Origin of the sequence: Thalassobaculum fulvum, from assembly GCF_014652915.1 — a bacterium.
In the GTDB taxonomy this organism is placed as follows: domain Bacteria; phylum Pseudomonadota; class Alphaproteobacteria; order Thalassobaculales; family Thalassobaculaceae; genus Thalassobaculum_A; species Thalassobaculum_A fulvum.
In genome coordinates, this window is the sequence record NZ_BMZS01000003.1 from 561197 (window position 1) to 577404 (window position 16208).

The 16208-nt window shown below is 67.1% G+C and carries 14 protein-coding genes and 3 tRNA genes; 1 reads left to right on the plus strand and 16 read right to left on the minus strand.

Annotated elements, in window-relative coordinates:
* Positions 1-55: 55 nt before the first annotated feature.
* The 7 genes from nuoF to IE246_RS09185 all read right to left on the minus strand — a co-directional run bounded on the left by nuoF (position 56) and on the right by IE246_RS09185 (position 5068).
* Positions 56-1360 carry an NADH-quinone oxidoreductase subunit NuoF gene (gene nuoF / locus IE246_RS09155; protein WP_189988635.1) on the minus strand — a complete coding sequence of 435 codons (1305 nt, stop codon included), beginning with the start codon at positions 1358-1360 and terminating at the stop codon, positions 56-58.
* A complete protein-coding gene (gene nuoE, locus IE246_RS09160) occupies positions 1360-2028 on the minus strand; it encodes an NADH-quinone oxidoreductase subunit NuoE (RefSeq protein ID WP_189988636.1) in 669 nt (222 codons plus the stop codon). The genes nuoF and nuoE overlap by 1 nt, the downstream gene beginning before the upstream one ends.
* On the minus strand, positions 2025-3203 hold the full coding sequence (locus IE246_RS09165; protein ID WP_189988637.1) for an NADH-quinone oxidoreductase subunit D: 1179 nt from the start codon (positions 3201-3203) through the stop codon (positions 2025-2027). Before IE246_RS09165 ends, nuoE begins: the two co-directional genes overlap by 4 nt.
* Positions 3203-3847 (minus strand): NADH-quinone oxidoreductase subunit C, encoded by a 645-nt coding sequence (locus tag IE246_RS09170; protein WP_189988638.1) that lies wholly within the window; start codon positions 3845-3847, stop codon positions 3203-3205. The genes IE246_RS09165 and IE246_RS09170 overlap by 1 nt, the downstream gene beginning before the upstream one ends.
* 41 nt (positions 3848-3888) lie before the next feature.
* A complete protein-coding gene (locus IE246_RS09175) occupies positions 3889-4428 on the minus strand; it encodes a NuoB/complex I 20 kDa subunit family protein (protein WP_189988639.1) in 540 nt (179 codons plus the stop codon).
* Positions 4419-4784 (minus strand): NADH-quinone oxidoreductase subunit A, encoded by a 366-nt coding sequence (locus IE246_RS09180; RefSeq protein WP_189988640.1) that lies wholly within the window; start codon positions 4782-4784, stop codon positions 4419-4421. The genes IE246_RS09175 and IE246_RS09180 overlap by 10 nt, the downstream gene beginning before the upstream one ends.
* Positions 4785-4991: 207 nt before the next feature.
* Positions 4992-5068 (minus strand) — tRNA-Asp (locus IE246_RS09185).
* 160 nt (positions 5069-5228) lie between these two features.
* Between IE246_RS09185 and IE246_RS09190 the strand changes: the two genes are divergently transcribed.
* A complete protein-coding gene (locus IE246_RS09190; protein WP_189988641.1) occupies positions 5229-5651 on the plus strand; it encodes a hypothetical protein in 423 nt (140 codons plus the stop codon).
* A gap of 54 nt (positions 5652-5705) precedes the next feature.
* Here IE246_RS09190 and IE246_RS09195 read toward each other — a convergent pair.
* The 9 genes from IE246_RS09195 to IE246_RS09235 form a co-directional block, all read right to left on the minus strand.
* A tRNA-Val gene (locus IE246_RS09195) sits at positions 5706-5781 on the minus strand.
* A 118-nt stretch (positions 5782-5899) separates the two neighbouring features.
* Positions 5900-6172: an HU family DNA-binding protein gene (locus IE246_RS09200; protein ID WP_189988642.1), complete on the minus strand. Its 273-nt coding sequence runs from the start codon at positions 6170-6172 to the stop codon at positions 5900-5902.
* 233 nt (positions 6173-6405) lie between these two features.
* The gene (gene lon / locus IE246_RS09205) at positions 6406-8820 is read right to left on the minus strand and encodes an endopeptidase La (protein WP_189988643.1); all 2415 of its coding nucleotides are present in this window, start codon (positions 8818-8820) and stop codon (positions 6406-6408) included.
* A 129-nt stretch (positions 8821-8949) separates the two neighbouring features.
* Positions 8950-10224, minus strand: a complete 1275-nt coding sequence (gene clpX / locus IE246_RS09210) for an ATP-dependent Clp protease ATP-binding subunit ClpX (protein ID WP_189988644.1) — start codon at positions 10222-10224, stop codon at positions 8950-8952.
* Between the two features lie 145 nt (positions 10225-10369).
* A complete protein-coding gene (clpP, locus tag IE246_RS09215) occupies positions 10370-10987 on the minus strand; it encodes an ATP-dependent Clp endopeptidase proteolytic subunit ClpP (protein ID WP_373297866.1) in 618 nt (205 codons plus the stop codon).
* Between the two features lie 140 nt (positions 10988-11127).
* Complete coding sequence (gene tig, locus IE246_RS09220) at positions 11128-12636, minus strand: trigger factor (RefSeq protein ID WP_189988646.1); 1509 nt, start codon at positions 12634-12636, stop codon at positions 11128-11130.
* Positions 12637-12688: 52 nt separating this feature from the next.
* Positions 12689-12773: transfer RNA gene (locus IE246_RS09225), tRNA-Leu, on the minus strand.
* A gap of 93 nt (positions 12774-12866) precedes the next feature.
* Positions 12867-14306, minus strand: coding sequence for a malonyl-CoA decarboxylase (locus IE246_RS09230; protein ID WP_189988647.1), 1440 nt, complete (start codon positions 14304-14306; stop codon positions 12867-12869).
* Between the two features lie 76 nt (positions 14307-14382).
* Positions 14383-15972 carry a peptide chain release factor 3 gene (locus tag IE246_RS09235; protein WP_189988648.1) on the minus strand — a complete coding sequence of 530 codons (1590 nt, stop codon included), beginning with the start codon at positions 15970-15972 and terminating at the stop codon, positions 14383-14385.
* Positions 15973-16208: the final 236 nt, after the last annotated feature.

The window sequence follows — 16208 nt, forward strand, 5'->3', positions numbered from 1 at the left end:
GCTGTCCTCTCTTCGTCCCCGTCCAATGCGCCGCCGGCCGGTCCGCTCGTGACCGTCACTCGGCCGCCTGCGCCGTCGGCATCACCGGCTTGCCGGCCTTGCGGGCGTTGATCCGTCGCTCCATCTCCGGCCGGAAGTGCCGGATCAGGCCCTGCACCGGCCAGGCCGCGGCATCGCCGAGCGCGCAGATGGTGTGGCCCTCGATCTGCCGGGTCACCTCCTCCAGCACGTCGATCTCGTCGATGTCGGCCTCGCCGCGCACCATGCGCTCCATCACCCGCCACATCCAGCCGGCGCCCTCGCGGCACGGCGTGCACTGGCCGCAGCTCTCGTGCTTGTAGAAGTAGCTGAGTCGGGCGATCGCCTTCACGATGTCGGTCGACTTGTTCATGACGATGACCGCCGCGGTGCCGAGGCCCGACCGCACCTCGCGCAGCGAGTCGAAGTCCATCAGCACGTCGTCGCAGATCGTCTTCGGCAGCACCGGAACCGACGAGCCGCCCGGAATCACCGCCAGCAGGTTGTCCCAGCCGCCGATCACGCCGCCGGCGTGCTTGTCGATCAGCTCGCGCAGCGGAATGCCGAGTTCCTCCTCCACGTTGCACGGGTTGTTCACGTGGCCGGAGATGCAGAACAGCTTGGTCCCGGAGTTCTTCGGGCGTCCGAGGCCGGCGAACCACTCGGCGCCGCGCCGCAGGATGGTCGGCACCACCGCCACCGACTCGACGTTGTTCACCGTGGTCGGACAGCCGTACAGGCCGACGCCGGCCGGGAACGGCGGCTTCAGGCGCGGCTGGCCCTTCTTGCCCTCGAGCGACTCGATCAGCGCGGTCTCTTCGCCGCAGATGTAGGCCCCGGCGCCGCGGTGCACGTAGACGTCGAAGTCGTAGCCGGTTCCGCAGGCGTTCTTGCCGATCAGGCCGGCGTCATAGGCCTCGTCGACCGCCTTCTGGAGGGCCATCGCCTCGTTGTAGAACTCGCCGCGCACGTAGATGTACGCCGCCTTGGCCCGCATCGCATAGCCGCCGATCAGGCAGCCCTCGACCAGCTTGTGCGGCTCGTGACGCAGGATGTCGCGGTCCTTGCAGGTGCCCGGCTCCGACTCGTCGGCGTTCACCACCAGGTAGTGCGGCTTGTCCTTCACCTCCTTCGGCATGAAGGACCACTTCAGCCCGGTCGGGAAGCCGGCGCCGCCACGGCCGCGCAGCCCCGAGGCCTTGACCGCCTCGACGATGTCCTCGGGCGACTTGCTCAGCAGTTCCTTGGTGTTCGACCAGTCGCCGCGCTTGCGAGCCCCGGCCAGCCCGGCGTCGAACCAGCCGTAGACGTTGGTGAAGATGCGATCCTCGTCCTTCAGCATCAGTCGTCTCCACCCCCGGCGGCCTTCTGGCCGGCGAACCACGACGGCACCCCCTCGGCGTCCTTGAGCGACGTCAGCGAGGTCGGGCCGGCGATCGACTGGGACGTCTGCCGCCCCTTCATCGAGCCGACCGGCGGCTGCTCGCCGCGCTTCAGGGACTCCAGAAGCTCGGCCGTGGTCTCGTAGTCCATGTCCTCGTAGAAATCGTCGTTCACCTGCAGGATCGGCGCGTTCACGCAGCCGCCCAGGCACTCCACCTCGAGCAGCGAGAACTGGCCGTCCGCGGTGGCGCCGTGGTTGCCGATGCCGAGCTTGTCCTTGATGCAGCGCATCACGTCGTCGGAGCCGCGCAGCCAGCACGGCGTCGTCGTGCAGGCCTGCAGGAACCACTTCCCGACCGGGGCCAGGTTGAACATCGTGTAGAAGGTCGCGACCTCCAGCACCCGGATCCTGGCCATGCCGAGTCGCTCGGCGATCGCGTCGATGGCGGCGAGCGGGATCCAGTTGTCGTGCTGGCGCTGGGCCAGGTCGAGCAGCGGCAGGACCGCGCTGGCCTTCCGGTTCTCCGGGTACTTGGCCAGGATCGTCTCGATCCGGGCCTCGCTCTCCGCGGTCCAGGCAAAACTCTTCGGCTGGTCCTTGTCCTCGGCGATGTGCTTGCCGCTCATCGGTCGATCTCCCCGAAGACGATGTCCAGCGAACCGATGATCGCCACCGTGTCGGCGAGCATGTGGCCCTTGGTCAGGAAGTCCATGGCCGCCAGGAACGCGAATCCCGGCGCCCGGATCTTGCAGCGGTACGGCTTGTTGGTGCCGTCCGACACCAGGAACACCGCGAACTCGCCCTTCGGCGCCTCGACCGCGGCGTAGGTCTCGCCGGCCGGCACGTGGTAGCCCTCGGTGTACAGCTTGAAGTGATGGATCAGCGCTTCCATCGAGCGCTTCATCTCGCCGCGCTTCGGCGAGGTGATCTTGCGGTCGGTGCTCTTGACCGGCCCGTCGGGCATGCGCTCGAGGCACTGGTAGATGATCCGCAGCGACTGCCGCATCTCCTCGACCCGGACCAGGTAACGGGCGTAGCAGTCGCCGGTCTTGCCGATCGGGACGTCGAACTCCATCTCGCCATAGGCGTCGTAGGGCTGCGCGGTGCGAAGGTCCCACGGCACGCCGGAGCCGCGCAGCACCGGGCCTGAGAACCCGTGGTCCAGGGCCTCCTCGCGGCTGACCACGCCGATGTCGACGGTGCGCTGCTTGAAGATCCGGTTCTCGGTCAGCAGCCCTTCCATGTCGTCGATGAAGGTCGGGAACTGGTCGGCCCAGGCCTTGATGTCCTCCAGCAGGCCGGCCGGCAGGTCCTGATGGACGCCACCGGGCCGGAAGTACGCGGCGTGCAGCCGCGCGCCCGAGACCCGCTCGTAGAAGCCCATCAGCTTCTCGCGCTCCTCGAAGCCCCACAGCAGCGGGGTCATCGCCCCGACGTCGAGTGCGAAGGTCGTCAGGTTCAGCAGGTGGTTCAGGATCCGCCCGATCTCGGCGTACAGCACCCGGATGTACTGCCCGCGCTTCGGCACCTCGATGCCGAGCAGCCGCTCGACGGCGAGCGCATAGGCGTGCTCCTGGTTCATCGGCGCGACGTAGTCGAGCCGGTCGAAATACGGCACCGCCTGCAGATAGGTCTTGTACTCGATCAGCTTCTCGGTGCCGCGATGCAGCAGTCCGATATGCGGGTCGGCCCGCTCGACCACCTCGCCGTCCATCTCGAGCACCAGCCGGAGCACCCCGTGGGCCGCAGGGTGCTGCGGCCCGAAGTTCATGGTGAGCGGCTTGATCTGCGTCTCGGCCATCAGCCCTGCCCCTCCGGCGCCTGCTCCGCCTTCTCGTCGCCCGGCAGCACCGCCTGGGCACCCTCCCAGGGGCTCAGGAAGTCGAAGTTCCGGAACTCCTGGGTCAGCTTGACCGGCTCGTAGACCACCCGCTTCTGAGCGTCGTCATAGCGAACCTCGACGTAGCCGGTCAGCGGGAAGTCCTTGCGCAACGGGTGTCCCTCGAACCCGTAGTCGGTCAGCAGGCGCCGCAGGTCCGGGTGATCCGAGAAGTAGATCCCGTACATGTCCCAGGTCTCGCGCTCCAGCCAGCCGGCCGAGCTGAACACCGCGGTCGCCGACGGCACCGGCGTGTTCTCGTCGGTCGGCACCTTCAGCCGGATCCGCAGGTTCTGGCGGATCGAAAGCAGGTTGTAGACCACCTCGAAGCGCTCCTCGCGCTGCGGATAGTCGACGCCGGTCAGGTCCATCAGGGCCTTGAACTGGCACTGGCTGTCGTCGCGCAGGAACGTCAGGACCTTGAGCACCAGGGACGGGCGACAACGCAGCGACAGCTCGCCGCGCGCCAGGGCGACGTCGAACACGTCCTGTCCCAGCTGGCTTTCGATGTAGGCCGCCAGGTCCTTCAACGCGTTGACGGTCTCGGAAGGCATGGCCGTCGCCATGGGTCGCGGGCCTCCGTTTCAGTACCCCGCCGGATCGCGCCTCAGCGCGCGATCGTGGCAGTTCGCTTGATCTTCCGCTGCAGCTGAAGCACGCCGTACAGCAGCGCCTCGGCCGTCGGTGGGCACCCCGGCACGTAGATGTCGACCGGGACGATCCGGTCGCAGCCGCGAACCACCGAGTACGAATAGTGATAGTAGCCACCGCCGTTGGCGCACGATCCCATCGAGATCACCCAGCGCGGCTCGGCCATCTGGTCGTACACCTTGCGCAGGGCCGGCGCCATCTTGTTGGTGAGCGTGCCGGCGACGATCATCACGTCGGACTGTCGCGGGCTCGGGCGGAACACCAGCCCGAAGCGGTCGAGGTCGTAGCGGCTGGCGGCGGTGTGCATCATCTCGACCGCACAGCAGGCCAGCCCGAAGGTCATCGGCCACAGCGAGCCGCACCGCGCCCAGTTGAACAGCTTGTCGGCCTGGGCGATCACGAACCCCTTCTCGCGGATCTCGTCGCCGACGGCGCTGAGGATCGCGTCCTGGTCGGCGCCCGGCGGGGTCGGGCGCCCGGCGTTCATCACTCCCATTCCAGGGCTCCCTTCTTCCACTCGTAGACGAAGCCGATCGTCAGCACCCCGAGGAACACCACCATCGACCAGAACCCGAACAGGCCGATGTCGCCGAGCGAGATCGCCCACGGGAACAGGAAGGCCACCTCGAGGTCGAAGATGATGAACAGGATCGCGACCAGGTAGAACCGGACGTCGAACTGCCGGCGGGAATCGTCGAACGCCTCGAAGCCACATTCATAGGCCGACAGCTTCTCCGAGTCGGGCCGCTGGGTACCGACCACCAGCGACGCCACCACCATCGCCGCCGACAGGCCGATGGCGATCGCCAGGAAGATCAGGATCGGCAGATACTCCGTCAGCAACTCGTTCATCGGCGCTCTCCCCGGCGCTCAGGATTCACGGGCGTCACCGGGATCCTGCCCCGGCGTTCGCGGCGGCACTATAGTGCGCCGCACACCGGGAGAACAAGGCAAAGCCACAGCCTCGTCACACCATCGACGTCGGCCGTCGACGCGGACGCGCAACCCCGCTGCGACTGGTCGTCGCGCGGGTTACGGAACTTGATTTCATTGAGAAAGTGGCGGGAGTGACGGGACTCGAACCCGCGGCCTCTGGCGTGACAGGCCAGCGCTCTAACCGACTGAGCTACACCCCCTTCAGGACGTTCCCGGCGAGGCCGCCGGGGTGCGTCGAGGCGCGTGGTGTACTCGCTCCCCAGGGGCCTGTCAAGCGCACCTTCTTCGCCATGTGCATTCTCTTGGCTACACTCCCCGATGGACGGGCGGACCGCCCGAAAAGCCTGGAGGAATAGCGCCTTGGAGCAGATGACCGCGCACGATTACGAGCGCCTTCTCAAGCTGGTGGCGCTTCTCGGGAGCGACCGCGACGGCGAGATCCTGAACGCCGTGGCCGCCGCCAGCCGAATCCTCAACAGCTATGGCCTCGATTGGAGCGACATCGTGCTGCCGCGCAAGCTGCTGCCGGTCCGCGCCAGCGCGGCGGACGATCTCGCGGATACGGGGGACGAGGACGGCACGTCCGGCCCACCGCCCCTCGACCGGGCGACGCCGGCGGTGATGTTCCGGCTGCTGATGGCCAGCACCAACGTCTCGGCCGATGCCAAGCGCGACATCCGCCGCCATGCCGAAGCGATACGCGAGGGACGCGTCACACCGGCGATTCGGGGGGAGCTGCAGACGATGTACACCTACGCGGTGCTGCGGGGCCGGCCGATCTGACCGTGGCCCAACGCCCCGGGGAAACCGTGGGCGCTCAACCTTCGGCGGGACGAATGGTGGGCGGTGACGGGTTCGAACCGCCGACCTAGCGGGTGTAAACCGCTCGCTCTACCAGCTGAGCTAACCGCCCGTGCCGTCGACGCGGCCAACGCCTGCGCGGCGACGCGTCTGATTCCATATTCCAGGCCTCAAAAGCAAGACGCCGGCACTCGCGGAGTGCCGGCGTCCCTGCAATCTGACGTGGGGACTCAGTTCACGGAGTCCTTAAGCCCCTTGCCCGGCTTGAACTTCGGCTGCTTGGAGGCCGGGATGCTGATCTTCTCGCCGGTGCGCGGGTTCCGCCCTTCGCTCGCGGCGCGCGACGCCACGGAGAACGTACCAAACCCGACGAGGCGAACCTCTCCCCCCTTCTTCAGCTGACCGGTGATCACATCGAACACCGCATCAACAGCTTTACCGGAATCTGCCTTGGAAAGACCGGTCGAATCGGCGACCGCGGCAACGAGCTCGTTCTTGTTCACGTTAGCCCCCCAATGTGGCGAGAGAATATCTGCGCGCATCGCTCGAACGACGCAACGGGGAGGACTTTAAATCGGCGGTTCGGCGGCAGTCAATCGCTCACACCATGGTTTCGCGAGGTTTTCCGCCGTTTTGAGCTTGATTCGGACGCCGATTCTGCCGCTCGGGGATAAAAAGCGACGGCCGCTCCACCGGGGTGGAGCGGCCGCACACGAAAATCGCCCGGGCAACTCGCCTAGTGGGTGATCACACCCTCGACCACCTCGCCCTTAGGGCTGGGAGTCAGCGATTCGAGGTCCTTCGCCTTCTCCTCCAGCGCCGCCGGATCGATCGGCACCGGCTGATTCGTCAGGGCGTGACCGATGACCTCGTCCACCGTGGAGACCGGGACGATCTTCAGCCCCTTCTTCACGTTGTCCGGGATCTCCGCCAGGTCCTTCTCGTTGTCCTTGGGGATCAGGACCAGCTTCAGGCCGCCCCGCAGGGCCGCCAGCAGCTTCTCCTTCAAGCCGCCGATCGGCAGGACGCGGCCGCGCAGGGTGACCTCGCCGGTCATCGCGACGTCGCGCCGCACCGGGATGCCGGTCAGCACCGACACGATCGACGTGACCATGGCCACGCCGGCCGACGGGCCATCCTTCGGGGTCGCGCCTTCCGGCACGTGGACGTGGATGTCGCGCTGCTCGAACAGCTTGGGATCGATCCCGAAGGTGTAGCAGCGGGACTTCACGAACGATTCGGCCGCCTGCACCGACTCCTTCATCACGTCACCGAGCTTGCCGGTGGTGATGACCTTGCCCTTGCCCGGGACCGTGACCGATTCGATCGACAGCAGCTCGCCGCCGACCTCGGTCCAGGCCAGACCGGTGGTGACGCCCACCAGGTCGGTCTCCTCGGCCTCGCCGTACCGGAACTTGCGAACGCCGGCGAAGGTGTCGAGGTTCTTGCGGGTGACCGCCACCTTCTTCTTGCCGGTGCTCAGGATCTCCTTCACCGCCTTGCGGGTCAGGTTCGCCAGCTCGCGTTCGAGGTTCCGGACGCCGGCCTCGCGGGTGTAGTAGCGGATCAGGTCGCGCAGGGCGTCCTCGGAGATCGACCACTCGCCCGGCTTCAGGCCGTGCTCCTTCACCTGCTTGGGAATCAGGTGGCGCTGGGCGATCTCGACCTTCTCGTCCTCGGTGTAGCCCGACAGCCGGATGATCTCCATGCGGTCCAGCAGCGGCTGCGGCATCCGCAGCGTGTTCGCGGTGGTCACGAACATCACGTCCGACAGGTCGTAGTCGACCTCCAGGTAATGGTCCTGGAACGTGTTGTTCTGCTCCGGATCCAGAACCTCCAGAAGGGCCGACGACGGGTCGCCGCGGTAGTCCTGGCCGAGCTTGTCGATCTCGTCGAGCAGGAACAGCGGGTTCGAGGTCTTGGCCTTCTTCATGCCCTGGATGATCTTGCCCGGCAGCGCGCCGATGTAGGTCCGGCGATGGCCGCGGATCTCGGCCTCGTCGCGCACGCCGCCGAGCGACATCCGCACGAAGTTGCGGCCGGTCGCCTTGGCGATCGACTTGCCGAGCGAGGTCTTGCCCACCCCCGGCGGGCCGACGAGGCACAGGATCGGCCCCTTCAGCTTGCCGATGCGGGTCTGTACCGCCAGATACTCGACGATCCGCTCCTTGACCTTCTCCAGGCCGTAGTGGTCGGCGTTCAGGACCTGCTCGGCGTGGTTCAGGTCCTTCTTGACCTTGGACCGCTTCTTCCAGGGGATCTGCAGCATCCAGTCGAGGTAGTTGCGGACCACCGTCGCCTCGGCCGACATCGGGCTCATGTTGCGCAGCTTCTTGAGCTCCTGCTGCGCCTTGTCCCGCGCCTCCTTGGACAGCTTGGTCTTGGCGATCTGGTCCTCGAGCTCCTGCAGGTCGTCGCGGCCGTCCTCGCCCTCGCCGAGCTCCTTCTGGATCGCCTTCATCTGCTCGTTGAGATAGTACTCCCGCTGGGTCTTCTCCATCTGGCGCTTGACCCGGTTGCGGATCCGCTTCTCGACCTGCAGGACGCCGATCTCGCCTTCCATGAAGCCGTAGACCCGCTCGAGCCGGGCCACCACGCCGGCGGTCTCCAGCAGGTCCTGCTTGTCGGCGATCTTCAGGGCCAGGTGCGAGGCGATGGTGTCGGCCAGCTTGGCCGGTTCCTCGATCTGGTTGACCGAAACCAGCACCTCCGGCGGGATCTTCTTGTTCAGCTTGATGTACTGCTCGAACTGCGCGATCACCGCCCGCGACAGCGCCTCGACCTCCTGGCGCTCGCCGGCATCCTCCTCGATCTCCTCGGCCTCGGCCTCGAAGAACGCGTCGGTCGCGGTGTAGCGCTTGATGCGGGCACGGCGGCCACCCTCGACCAGCACCTTGACGGTGCCGTCGGGCAGCTTCAGCAGCTGCAGGACGGTGCCGATCGTGCCGACCTCGAAGATGTCCTCGGCGGCCGGGTCGTCGTCGCCGGCGTTCTTCTGGGTGACGAGCAGGATCTGCTTGTCATCCTTCATCACGTCTTCGAGGGCCCGCACCGATTTGTCGCGCCCCACGAACAGCGGGACGATCATGTGCGGGAAGACGACGATGTCCCGCAACGGCAGAACCGGAAAGACTTCGGTACCAAGGGTCACGTGTTTTGGCCTCAACTAAGCGCCTCCCCCGCGATCTGGTCGGTCTCGCGTCACGCAGGGCGGGGGATGGGACCCTGCGCACGACCTGTTAGGTGGCGCCCGTCCCTCTGCCAATCAAGGCCGAAACGTTCAAGCGCCGGTACTGACGTCCTCGCGACGCTCGGCGTGGACCATGATGGGTTTGGCGCCCTGGCTCACGACGTCCCCGTTGATGATGATCTCGTCGACGCCTTCCAGCGACGGCAGGTCGTACATCGGGTCGAGCAGGATGCTTTCCATGATGGAGCGCAGGCCGCGGGCCCCGGTCTTCCGGTCGATCGCCTTGCGCGCGATCGCCCGCAGCGCGTCGTCGCGGAACTCCAGCCTGACGTCCTCCATCTCGAACAGCCGCTGGTACTGCTTGACCAGGGCGTTCTTCGGCTTGGTGAGGATGTCGACCAAGGCCTCCTCCTCCAGATCCTCGAGCGTCGCCAGCACCGGCAGACGCCCGACGAACTCCGGGATGAGGCCGAACTTCAGGAGATCCTCCGGTTCGACCTCCCGCAGGATCTCGCCGGTGCGGCGGTCGTCCGGGGCCCGGACGTCGGCGCCGAAGCCGATCGAGGATCCCTTCGACCGGTTCGAGATGATCTTCTCGAGCCCGGCGAAGGCGCCGCCGCAGATGAACAGGATGTTGGTGGTGTCGACCTGCAGGAACTCCTGCTGCGGATGCTTGCGGCCGCCCTGCGGCGGCACGCTGGCGACCGTGCCCTCCATGATCTTCAGCAGCGCCTGCTGCACGCCCTCGCCCGACACGTCGCGGGTGATCGACGGGTTGTCCGACTTGCGGCTGATCTTGTCGACCTCGTCGATGTAGACGATGCCGCGCTGCGCCCGCTCGACGTTGTAGTCGGCCGCCTGCAGCAGCTTGAGGATGATGTTCTCGACATCCTCGCCGACGTAGCCGGCCTCGGTCAGGGTCGTCGCGTCGGCCATGGTGAACGGCACGTCGATGATGCGCGCCAGGGTCTGCGCCAGCAGGGTCTTGCCGCAGCCGGTCGGGCCGATCAGCAGAATGTTCGACTTGGCGAGTTCGACGTCGTTGTTCTTCTGCCCATGCGCCAGCCGCTTGTAGTGGTTGTGCACCGCCACCGACAGAATGCGCTTCGCCTTGCCCTGGCCGATCACGTAGTCGTCGAGCACCTGGCAGATGTCGCCAGGCGTCGGAACGCCGTCGCGCGACTTCACGAGGGTGGTCTTGTGCTCCTCACGGATGATGTCCATGCAGAGTTCGACACACTCGTCGCAGATGAAGACCGTCGGCCCCGCGATGAGCTTGCGGACCTCGTGCTGGCTCTTCCCGCAGAACGAGCAGTAGAGGGTGTTCTTGGAATCGCCCCCGCCGCCGCTACCGGACTTGCTCATGGTTTCTCGGTCCTGGTCGTCTGGTCCACCGGATTTATGTTAGCCGCCCGGTTTCCGGGGCGACAATGCGAAAAAGACCACGGACCTCGGTAAAATTTCCTTAACCGAGGGCACGATGTGGCTTCGTCGCGCCTGCAACGCGCGGTCACGCGCCGGTCTTGTCGGTCTCGACGGGCGTCGGCCGCTTCTCGATGACCTCGTCGATCAGGCCGAACCCCTTGGCCTCCTCGGCGGTCATGAAGTTGTCGCGGTCCATGCCCTTCTCGATCTCGTCCATCGAGCGACCGGTGTGCTTGACGTAGATCTGGTTGAGCCGCTCGCGGGTGCGGATGATCTCGCGGGCGTGGATCTCGATGTCGGTCGCCTGGCCCTGGAAGCCGCCGGACGGCTGATGGATCATCACCTTCGCGTTCGGCAGGCAGAACCGCTTGCCGGGAGCGCCGGCCGCCAGCAGCAGCGAGCCCATCGAGGCGGCATGGCCGATGCAGACCGTCGAGACCTCCGGGCGGATGTACTCCATGGTGTCGTACATCGCGAGGCCGGAGGTCACGATGCCGCCCGGCGAGTTGATGTACATGGCGATGTCCTTGGTCGGGTTCTCCGCCTCCAGGAACAGCAACTGGGCGCACACCACGCTCGCGACCGCGTCGTTGATCGGCCCCATCACGAAGATGATCCGCTCCTTCAGCAGCCGCGAGTAGATGTCGTAGGCCCGCTCCCCGCGGTTGGTCTGCTCGACCACCATCGGCACGAGGGAGTTCATGGTGATTTCGTGCGGGCTGGACATCGATGCCGTACCTTCGTCCTGGTGTCGTGGCCCGGGTCCGGGCCAGTTCGAAGCAGTCAGCGCAATATGGGGTGCGTCGGGCCGGATCGCCAGCCCGACGTGACCGCGGCCGGAGATCACTCGGCCGAGGTCTCCTGAGCGTCGTCGGTCTTCGCCTTCGCCTTGGTCTTCTTCGCCTTCGGCTTGGCCTTCGGCTTCGCCTCCTCGGCCTTCTGCTCCTCGGCCGCCTCGTCGGCGTCGTCCTCGGCGAACAACTGCTCCGGCGTCACCTGCTTCTCGGTGACGGTCGCCATCTCGAGAATGAAGTCGACGACCTTGTCCTCGAACAGCGGCGCCCGCACCTGGGCCAGCGCCTCCGGGTTCTTCTGGTAGTACTCGAAGACGAACCGCTCCTGGCCGGGGAACCGCGCCGCCTGCGATCGGATGGCGTTGGTCACCTCCTCGTCGGTGACCTGGATGTTGTTCATCCGGCCGACCTCGGAGAGCAGGAGCCCGAGGCGCACCCGGCGCTCGGCGATCTGCCGGTACTCGGCGCGATCCTCCTCGGAAATCTTCTCGTCCTCCGACGGATGGCCGGAATGGTCGTGATGATCGTGGTCGTGGTCGTGGTCATGATCGTGATCATGGTCGTGGTCATGATCGTGCCCGGTCTCGCCCCCGGAGTGCGCGACCACCTGGTGGACGATCCCGCGATACTCCTCCTCGACCATGCCCGGCGGGACCCCGAAGCTGTGTCGCTCGGCCAGCGCGTCGAGCAGCGACCGCTTGGTCTTGGCGCGCGCCGCCTCGGCGAATTCGCCCTGCATCTGTTCGCGCACCGCGTCGCGCAGCGCCTGCAGGTCGTCGAGCCCGAAGCGCTTGGCGAACTCGTCGTCGATGGCGACCGGCTTCGGAGCCCGCAGCTCCTTCACGGTCACGCCGAACACCGCCTCCTTACCGGCCAGGTGCGAGGCCTGGTAGTCGTCCGGGAAGCTGACGGTCACATCGCGGCTGTCGCCGGCCTTGGCGCCGACGAGCTGGCCCTCGAAACCCGGGATGAAGGTGTTGGAGCCGAGCTCGAGGTGGTGGTCCTGGGCCGCGCCGCCGTCGAACGCGACGCCGTCGATCTTGCCCTCGAAGTCGATGACCACGACGTCGCCCTCGGCCGCGCCGCGGTCCTCGGTCACCGGCTCGCTGTCCTTCTGCTGGCCGGCCATGCGCTCGAGCGCCTCGTCGACCGCCTTGTCGTCGACGGACGCGACGGTCCGCTCGACCGTCAGCGTGCTGAAGTCGATCGGCTCGATCTCCGGCATCAGCTCGACCGAAACCTTGTACTCGAGGTCCTTGCCCTTGTCGTAGGCGGTGATCTCGACGCGCGGCTGCACGGCCGGCCGGAGACCGCGCTCGTTCAGCGCCATCTCGGTATTGCTGTTGACCGCCTTCTCGAGGATCTCGCCCAGCAGGGAATCGCCGTAGCGCGCCTTCAGCAGCGACGGCGGAACCTTGCCCGGGCGGAAGCCCGGCAGGCTCATCTGCGGCGCCAGTTCGGCCAGCCGCCCGTCGAGTTCGGCTTCGATCTCCGAAGCCGGGACGACGATCTCGAATTCGCGCTTCAGTCCCTCGTTGAGGGTCTCGTTGACTTGCATGGAACACACCCGGTCGATCAAGGGCCCGCGGTCGCGGTCCGACCGGCACGAGTGGTGCGGGTGGAGGGACTTGAACCCCCATGGCTTGCGCCACTGGAACCTAAATCCAGCGTGTCTACCAGTTCCACCACACCCGCGCCGAGCGTTGCGCGCCCTACGTCAGGAGGCGCACTGCTATATGACCTCGCCCCCCGCGTCAACCGCGGGGACCCGAGCCGGCTCGCGGCCGTTCAGGAACGTGCGAGCGCCCGCATCGCCGACGACGCGGTGACCCGACCCCCGTCGGAGTAGGCCTCGTGGTTGTCGTCGATCTCGCTCAGCTTGTAGAGATAGTTGATCATCATGCCGCGGGACTGCCGCAGCCCGTTCGGGGACGGATCCCCGAGCCAGTTCAGCCGTTCCATCCGGGCGCCGTTCGACAGGTGGAAATGGGCGACCGGATCGCGCGCCGTGCCGTTGCCGCGCTTTGCGGTCATCAGGTAGCGCGCCGCCAGCCGCATCATCGGCGCCTTGACCGCGTCGGCCAGCGCCGGGTCGGTCCACCACTGCTCGACCGCCAACGCCCGCTCGACCAGGTCGGTGTCGCTGGTGCCGTCGTCCTCCAGCCCCAGTGCCTGCAGCACGCCGCGCCGCTCCGACGCCGTCAGCTTCGGCCCTTCGCCGACCTTGATCGCCTCCGCGTACCAACTGCCGAATCCGGGAATCGGGGACAGGGTCGCGAAGGTCTTCAGATTCGGGAACTCGTGCTCCAGCACGTCGACGACGCGCTTGATCAGGAAGTTGCCGAAGCTGATGCCGGCCAGCCCGCGCTGGGCGTTCGAGATCGAGTAGAAGATCGCGGTGTTCGCCGCCTTCGGATCGGTCGACGGCGCGCTCTCGTCGAGCAGCGCCTGCACGCCGTCGGACATGCCGTCGACCAGCGCGACCTCGACGAAGATCAGCGGCTCCTGCGGCATGTTCGGGTGGAAGTAGGCGAAGCAGCGGCGGTCGGAATCGAGGCGGTTCTTCAGGTCCTCCCACGAGCGGATCTTGTGCACCGCCTCGTAGGCGATCAGCTTCTCCAGCAGCGCCGCCGGCGCCTCCCAGGTGATGCGCCGCAGTTCCAGCAGCCCGACGTCGAACCAGGCCGCCAGAAGTTCCCGCAGGTCGGCGTCGAGGTCCGCCAGCTCCGGCGACTTCCTGGCCATCGGCAGCAGTTCCGCCCGCAGGTCGACCAGGAACTTCACCCCTTCCGGCAGTGCAGTGAACCGGGTGAGCAGCCGCCGCCAGTGCGGCACCAGCGCTTCGCGCAGCCGGCGCTCGGCCCGCCGGCGGTCCTCCTCGCTCTCGGCATCCTGCAGCACCGCGACCGCCGCCGACACCTCCTCGCGGTCGGGGCCGAACTGCTCGGCCAGCAGGGCCAGGAACCGATGTCGCCCGGTCGCGTTCAGGGCCAGATACGAACGCCCGAGCTCGGCTGCGCGGGCCCGCGCCGAGACTTCCCCGCCCTTGGCCTCCAGGCAGTCCAGCATCTGCTGGCGGATCTTGGCCAGATCGTCGCCGGGCAGATCCGGCCGCGGCGCGCCCGAAAGATAGTAGCGGGTGGAATCCGAGAACTCGGTCCAGGCCGATCTGAGGTTCCGAAGCGTGCGGTCGAGCAGGCTTTCGGCGGTCGCAGTCTCGTTCGTCATGGCCGAACTTTGCCGCGCGGCGATGCCGGCGGCAATCGACGATTCAATGACAGGACGATGGCAGCCGCCGGGCGGCTCAGTTGACCTGTTCCTTGGTCGCCAGGAACCGCAGCTTGGGCCAGGTGTCGGTGGTGTGCTTGAGATGCCAGCCGTTGCGCGCCAGGAACACCGGGTCGCCGTCGTGGTCCTCCGCCAGATCGCCCTGGTGGGCGTCGGTGAAGCGCTTCAGCTCGGCCGGGTCGTCGGCGGCGATCCAGCGCGCTGTATGCAGCCCGGCGGTCTCGAAGGTGACCGGCACGTCGTATTCGGTGCGGATCCGGTCGGCCAGAACCTCGAACTGCAGGGCGCCGACGACGCCGACGATCCACTGGCTGCCGAGGCGGGTCTTGAACGCCTTGGCAGCCCCCTCCTCCGCCAGCTGCTCGACCGCCCGCGACAGGTGCTTCATCTTCATCGGGTCGGTCGGCCGCACCCGCTGCAGCAGTTCCGGCGCGAAGCTCGGAATGCCGGTGACGTGCAGCTCCTCGCCCTCGGTCAGGGTGTCGCCGATCCGCAGGTTGCCGTGGTTAGGGATGCCGATGATGTCGCCCGGCCAGGCCTCTTCCGCGGTCTCGCGGTCGCGGGCCAGGAACAGCACCGGGTTGTGCATGGTCAGCACCTTGCCGCTGCGGATGTGCTTCAGCTTCATGCCGCGCCTGAAGTGGCCGGAGCTGAGCCGCACGAAGGCGATGCGGTCGCGGTGCTTGGGGTCCATGTTCGCCTGGATCTTGAAGACGAACGCCGAGACCTTGTCCTCGGCCGGGTCGATCGCCCGCTCGACCGCCGGCTGCGGCCGCGGCGGCGGCGAGAACTCCGCCACCCCCTCCAGCAGTTCGCGCACCCCGAAATTGTTCAGGGCGCTGCCGAAGAACACCGGCGTCATGGTGCCGTGGCGGAACGCCTCGAGGTCGAACTCCGGGCACAGGCCGCGCACCATCTCGACCTGCTCGCGCAGCTCCCGGACCTGGTCGGCCGGCAGCAGCTCGTCGAGCTTGGGGTCGTCTAGGCCGCTGCACTGGATGCCTTCGGCCGGCCGGTCGTGCGATCCGCGCTCGACCAGGATGAGCTGGTCGCGCAGCAGGTCGTAGCAGCCCTTGAACCGCGAGCCCATGCCGATCGGCCAACTCGCCGGCGAGACGTCGAGCGCCAGGGTCTGCTCGACCTCGTCCAGCAGCTCGAACGGGTCGCGGCTCTCGCGGTCCAGCTTGTTGACGAAGGTGACGATCGGCACGTCGCGCAGCCGGCAGACCTCGAACAGCTTGCGGGTCTGCTCCTCGATGCCCTTGGCGGCGTCGATCACCATCACCGCCGAGTCGACCGCGGTCAGGGTCCGGTAGGTGTCCTCCGAGAAATCCTCGTGGCCGGGGGTGTCCAACAGATTGAAGGTCCGTCCGGCGTAGTCGTAGGTCATCACCGACGAGGCGACCGAGATGCCGCGCTCCTGCTCGACCTTCATCCAGTCCGAGCGCGCACGCCGGGCCTGGCCGCGCGCCTTGACGGCACCGGCGAGCTGGATGGCACCGCCGAACAGCAGCAGCTTCTCGGTCAGCGTGGTCTTGCCGGCGTCCGGGTGCGAGATGATCGCGAAAGTCCGGCGCCGGGCGACCTCCTCGGCGAGCGAGCTCATGACGAGTGTGTCCCTGGTCTGAAGGCCCGGCTAGATAACGACGCCGGGGCCGGACATCAAGAGCGGCCGCTCTGCCGGACGCCGCCACCGGCACTCCGCCACGGGTCGGCCGAGGGCGACCCGCCTGCGGTTCGGCCGCCCGGATGGCGGCAACCGGTCCCGAATATGTTGTCGTTTTGTCGTTGATCTCGCCGGCCGGTCCGGCCACCGTCCCGGCCAACCGCTCCCGATCCTGC

Coding starts and splice junctions, on each gene's coding strand:
- IE246_RS09165 (WP_189988637.1), bottom strand. CDS start 3,203: ATGGCCGAGACGCAGATCAAGCCGCTCACCATGAACTTCGGGCCGCAG.
- IE246_RS09230 (WP_189988647.1), bottom strand. CDS start 14,306: ATGACGAACGAGACTGCGACCGCCGAAAGCCTGCTCGACCGCACGCTT.
- tig (WP_189988646.1), bottom strand. CDS start 12,636: ATGCAAGTCAACGAGACCCTCAACGAGGGACTGAAGCGCGAATTCGAG.
- clpP (WP_373297866.1), bottom strand. CDS start 10,987: ATGAACTCCCTCGTGCCGATGGTGGTCGAGCAGACCAACCGCGGGGAG.
- IE246_RS09235 (WP_189988648.1), bottom strand. CDS start 15,972: ATGAGCTCGCTCGCCGAGGAGGTCGCCCGGCGCCGGACTTTCGCGATC.
- clpX (WP_189988644.1), bottom strand. CDS start 10,224: ATGAGCAAGTCCGGTAGCGGCGGCGGGGGCGATTCCAAGAACACCCTC.
- IE246_RS09170 (WP_189988638.1), bottom strand. CDS start 3,847: ATGGCGACGGCCATGCCTTCCGAGACCGTCAACGCGTTGAAGGACCTG.
- nuoE (WP_189988636.1), bottom strand. CDS start 2,028: ATGAGCGGCAAGCACATCGCCGAGGACAAGGACCAGCCGAAGAGTTTT.
- IE246_RS09175 (WP_189988639.1), bottom strand. CDS start 4,428: ATGGGAGTGATGAACGCCGGGCGCCCGACCCCGCCGGGCGCCGACCAG.
- IE246_RS09180 (WP_189988640.1), bottom strand. CDS start 4,784: ATGAACGAGTTGCTGACGGAGTATCTGCCGATCCTGATCTTCCTGGCG.
- nuoF (WP_189988635.1), bottom strand. CDS start 1,360: ATGCTGAAGGACGAGGATCGCATCTTCACCAACGTCTACGGCTGGTTC.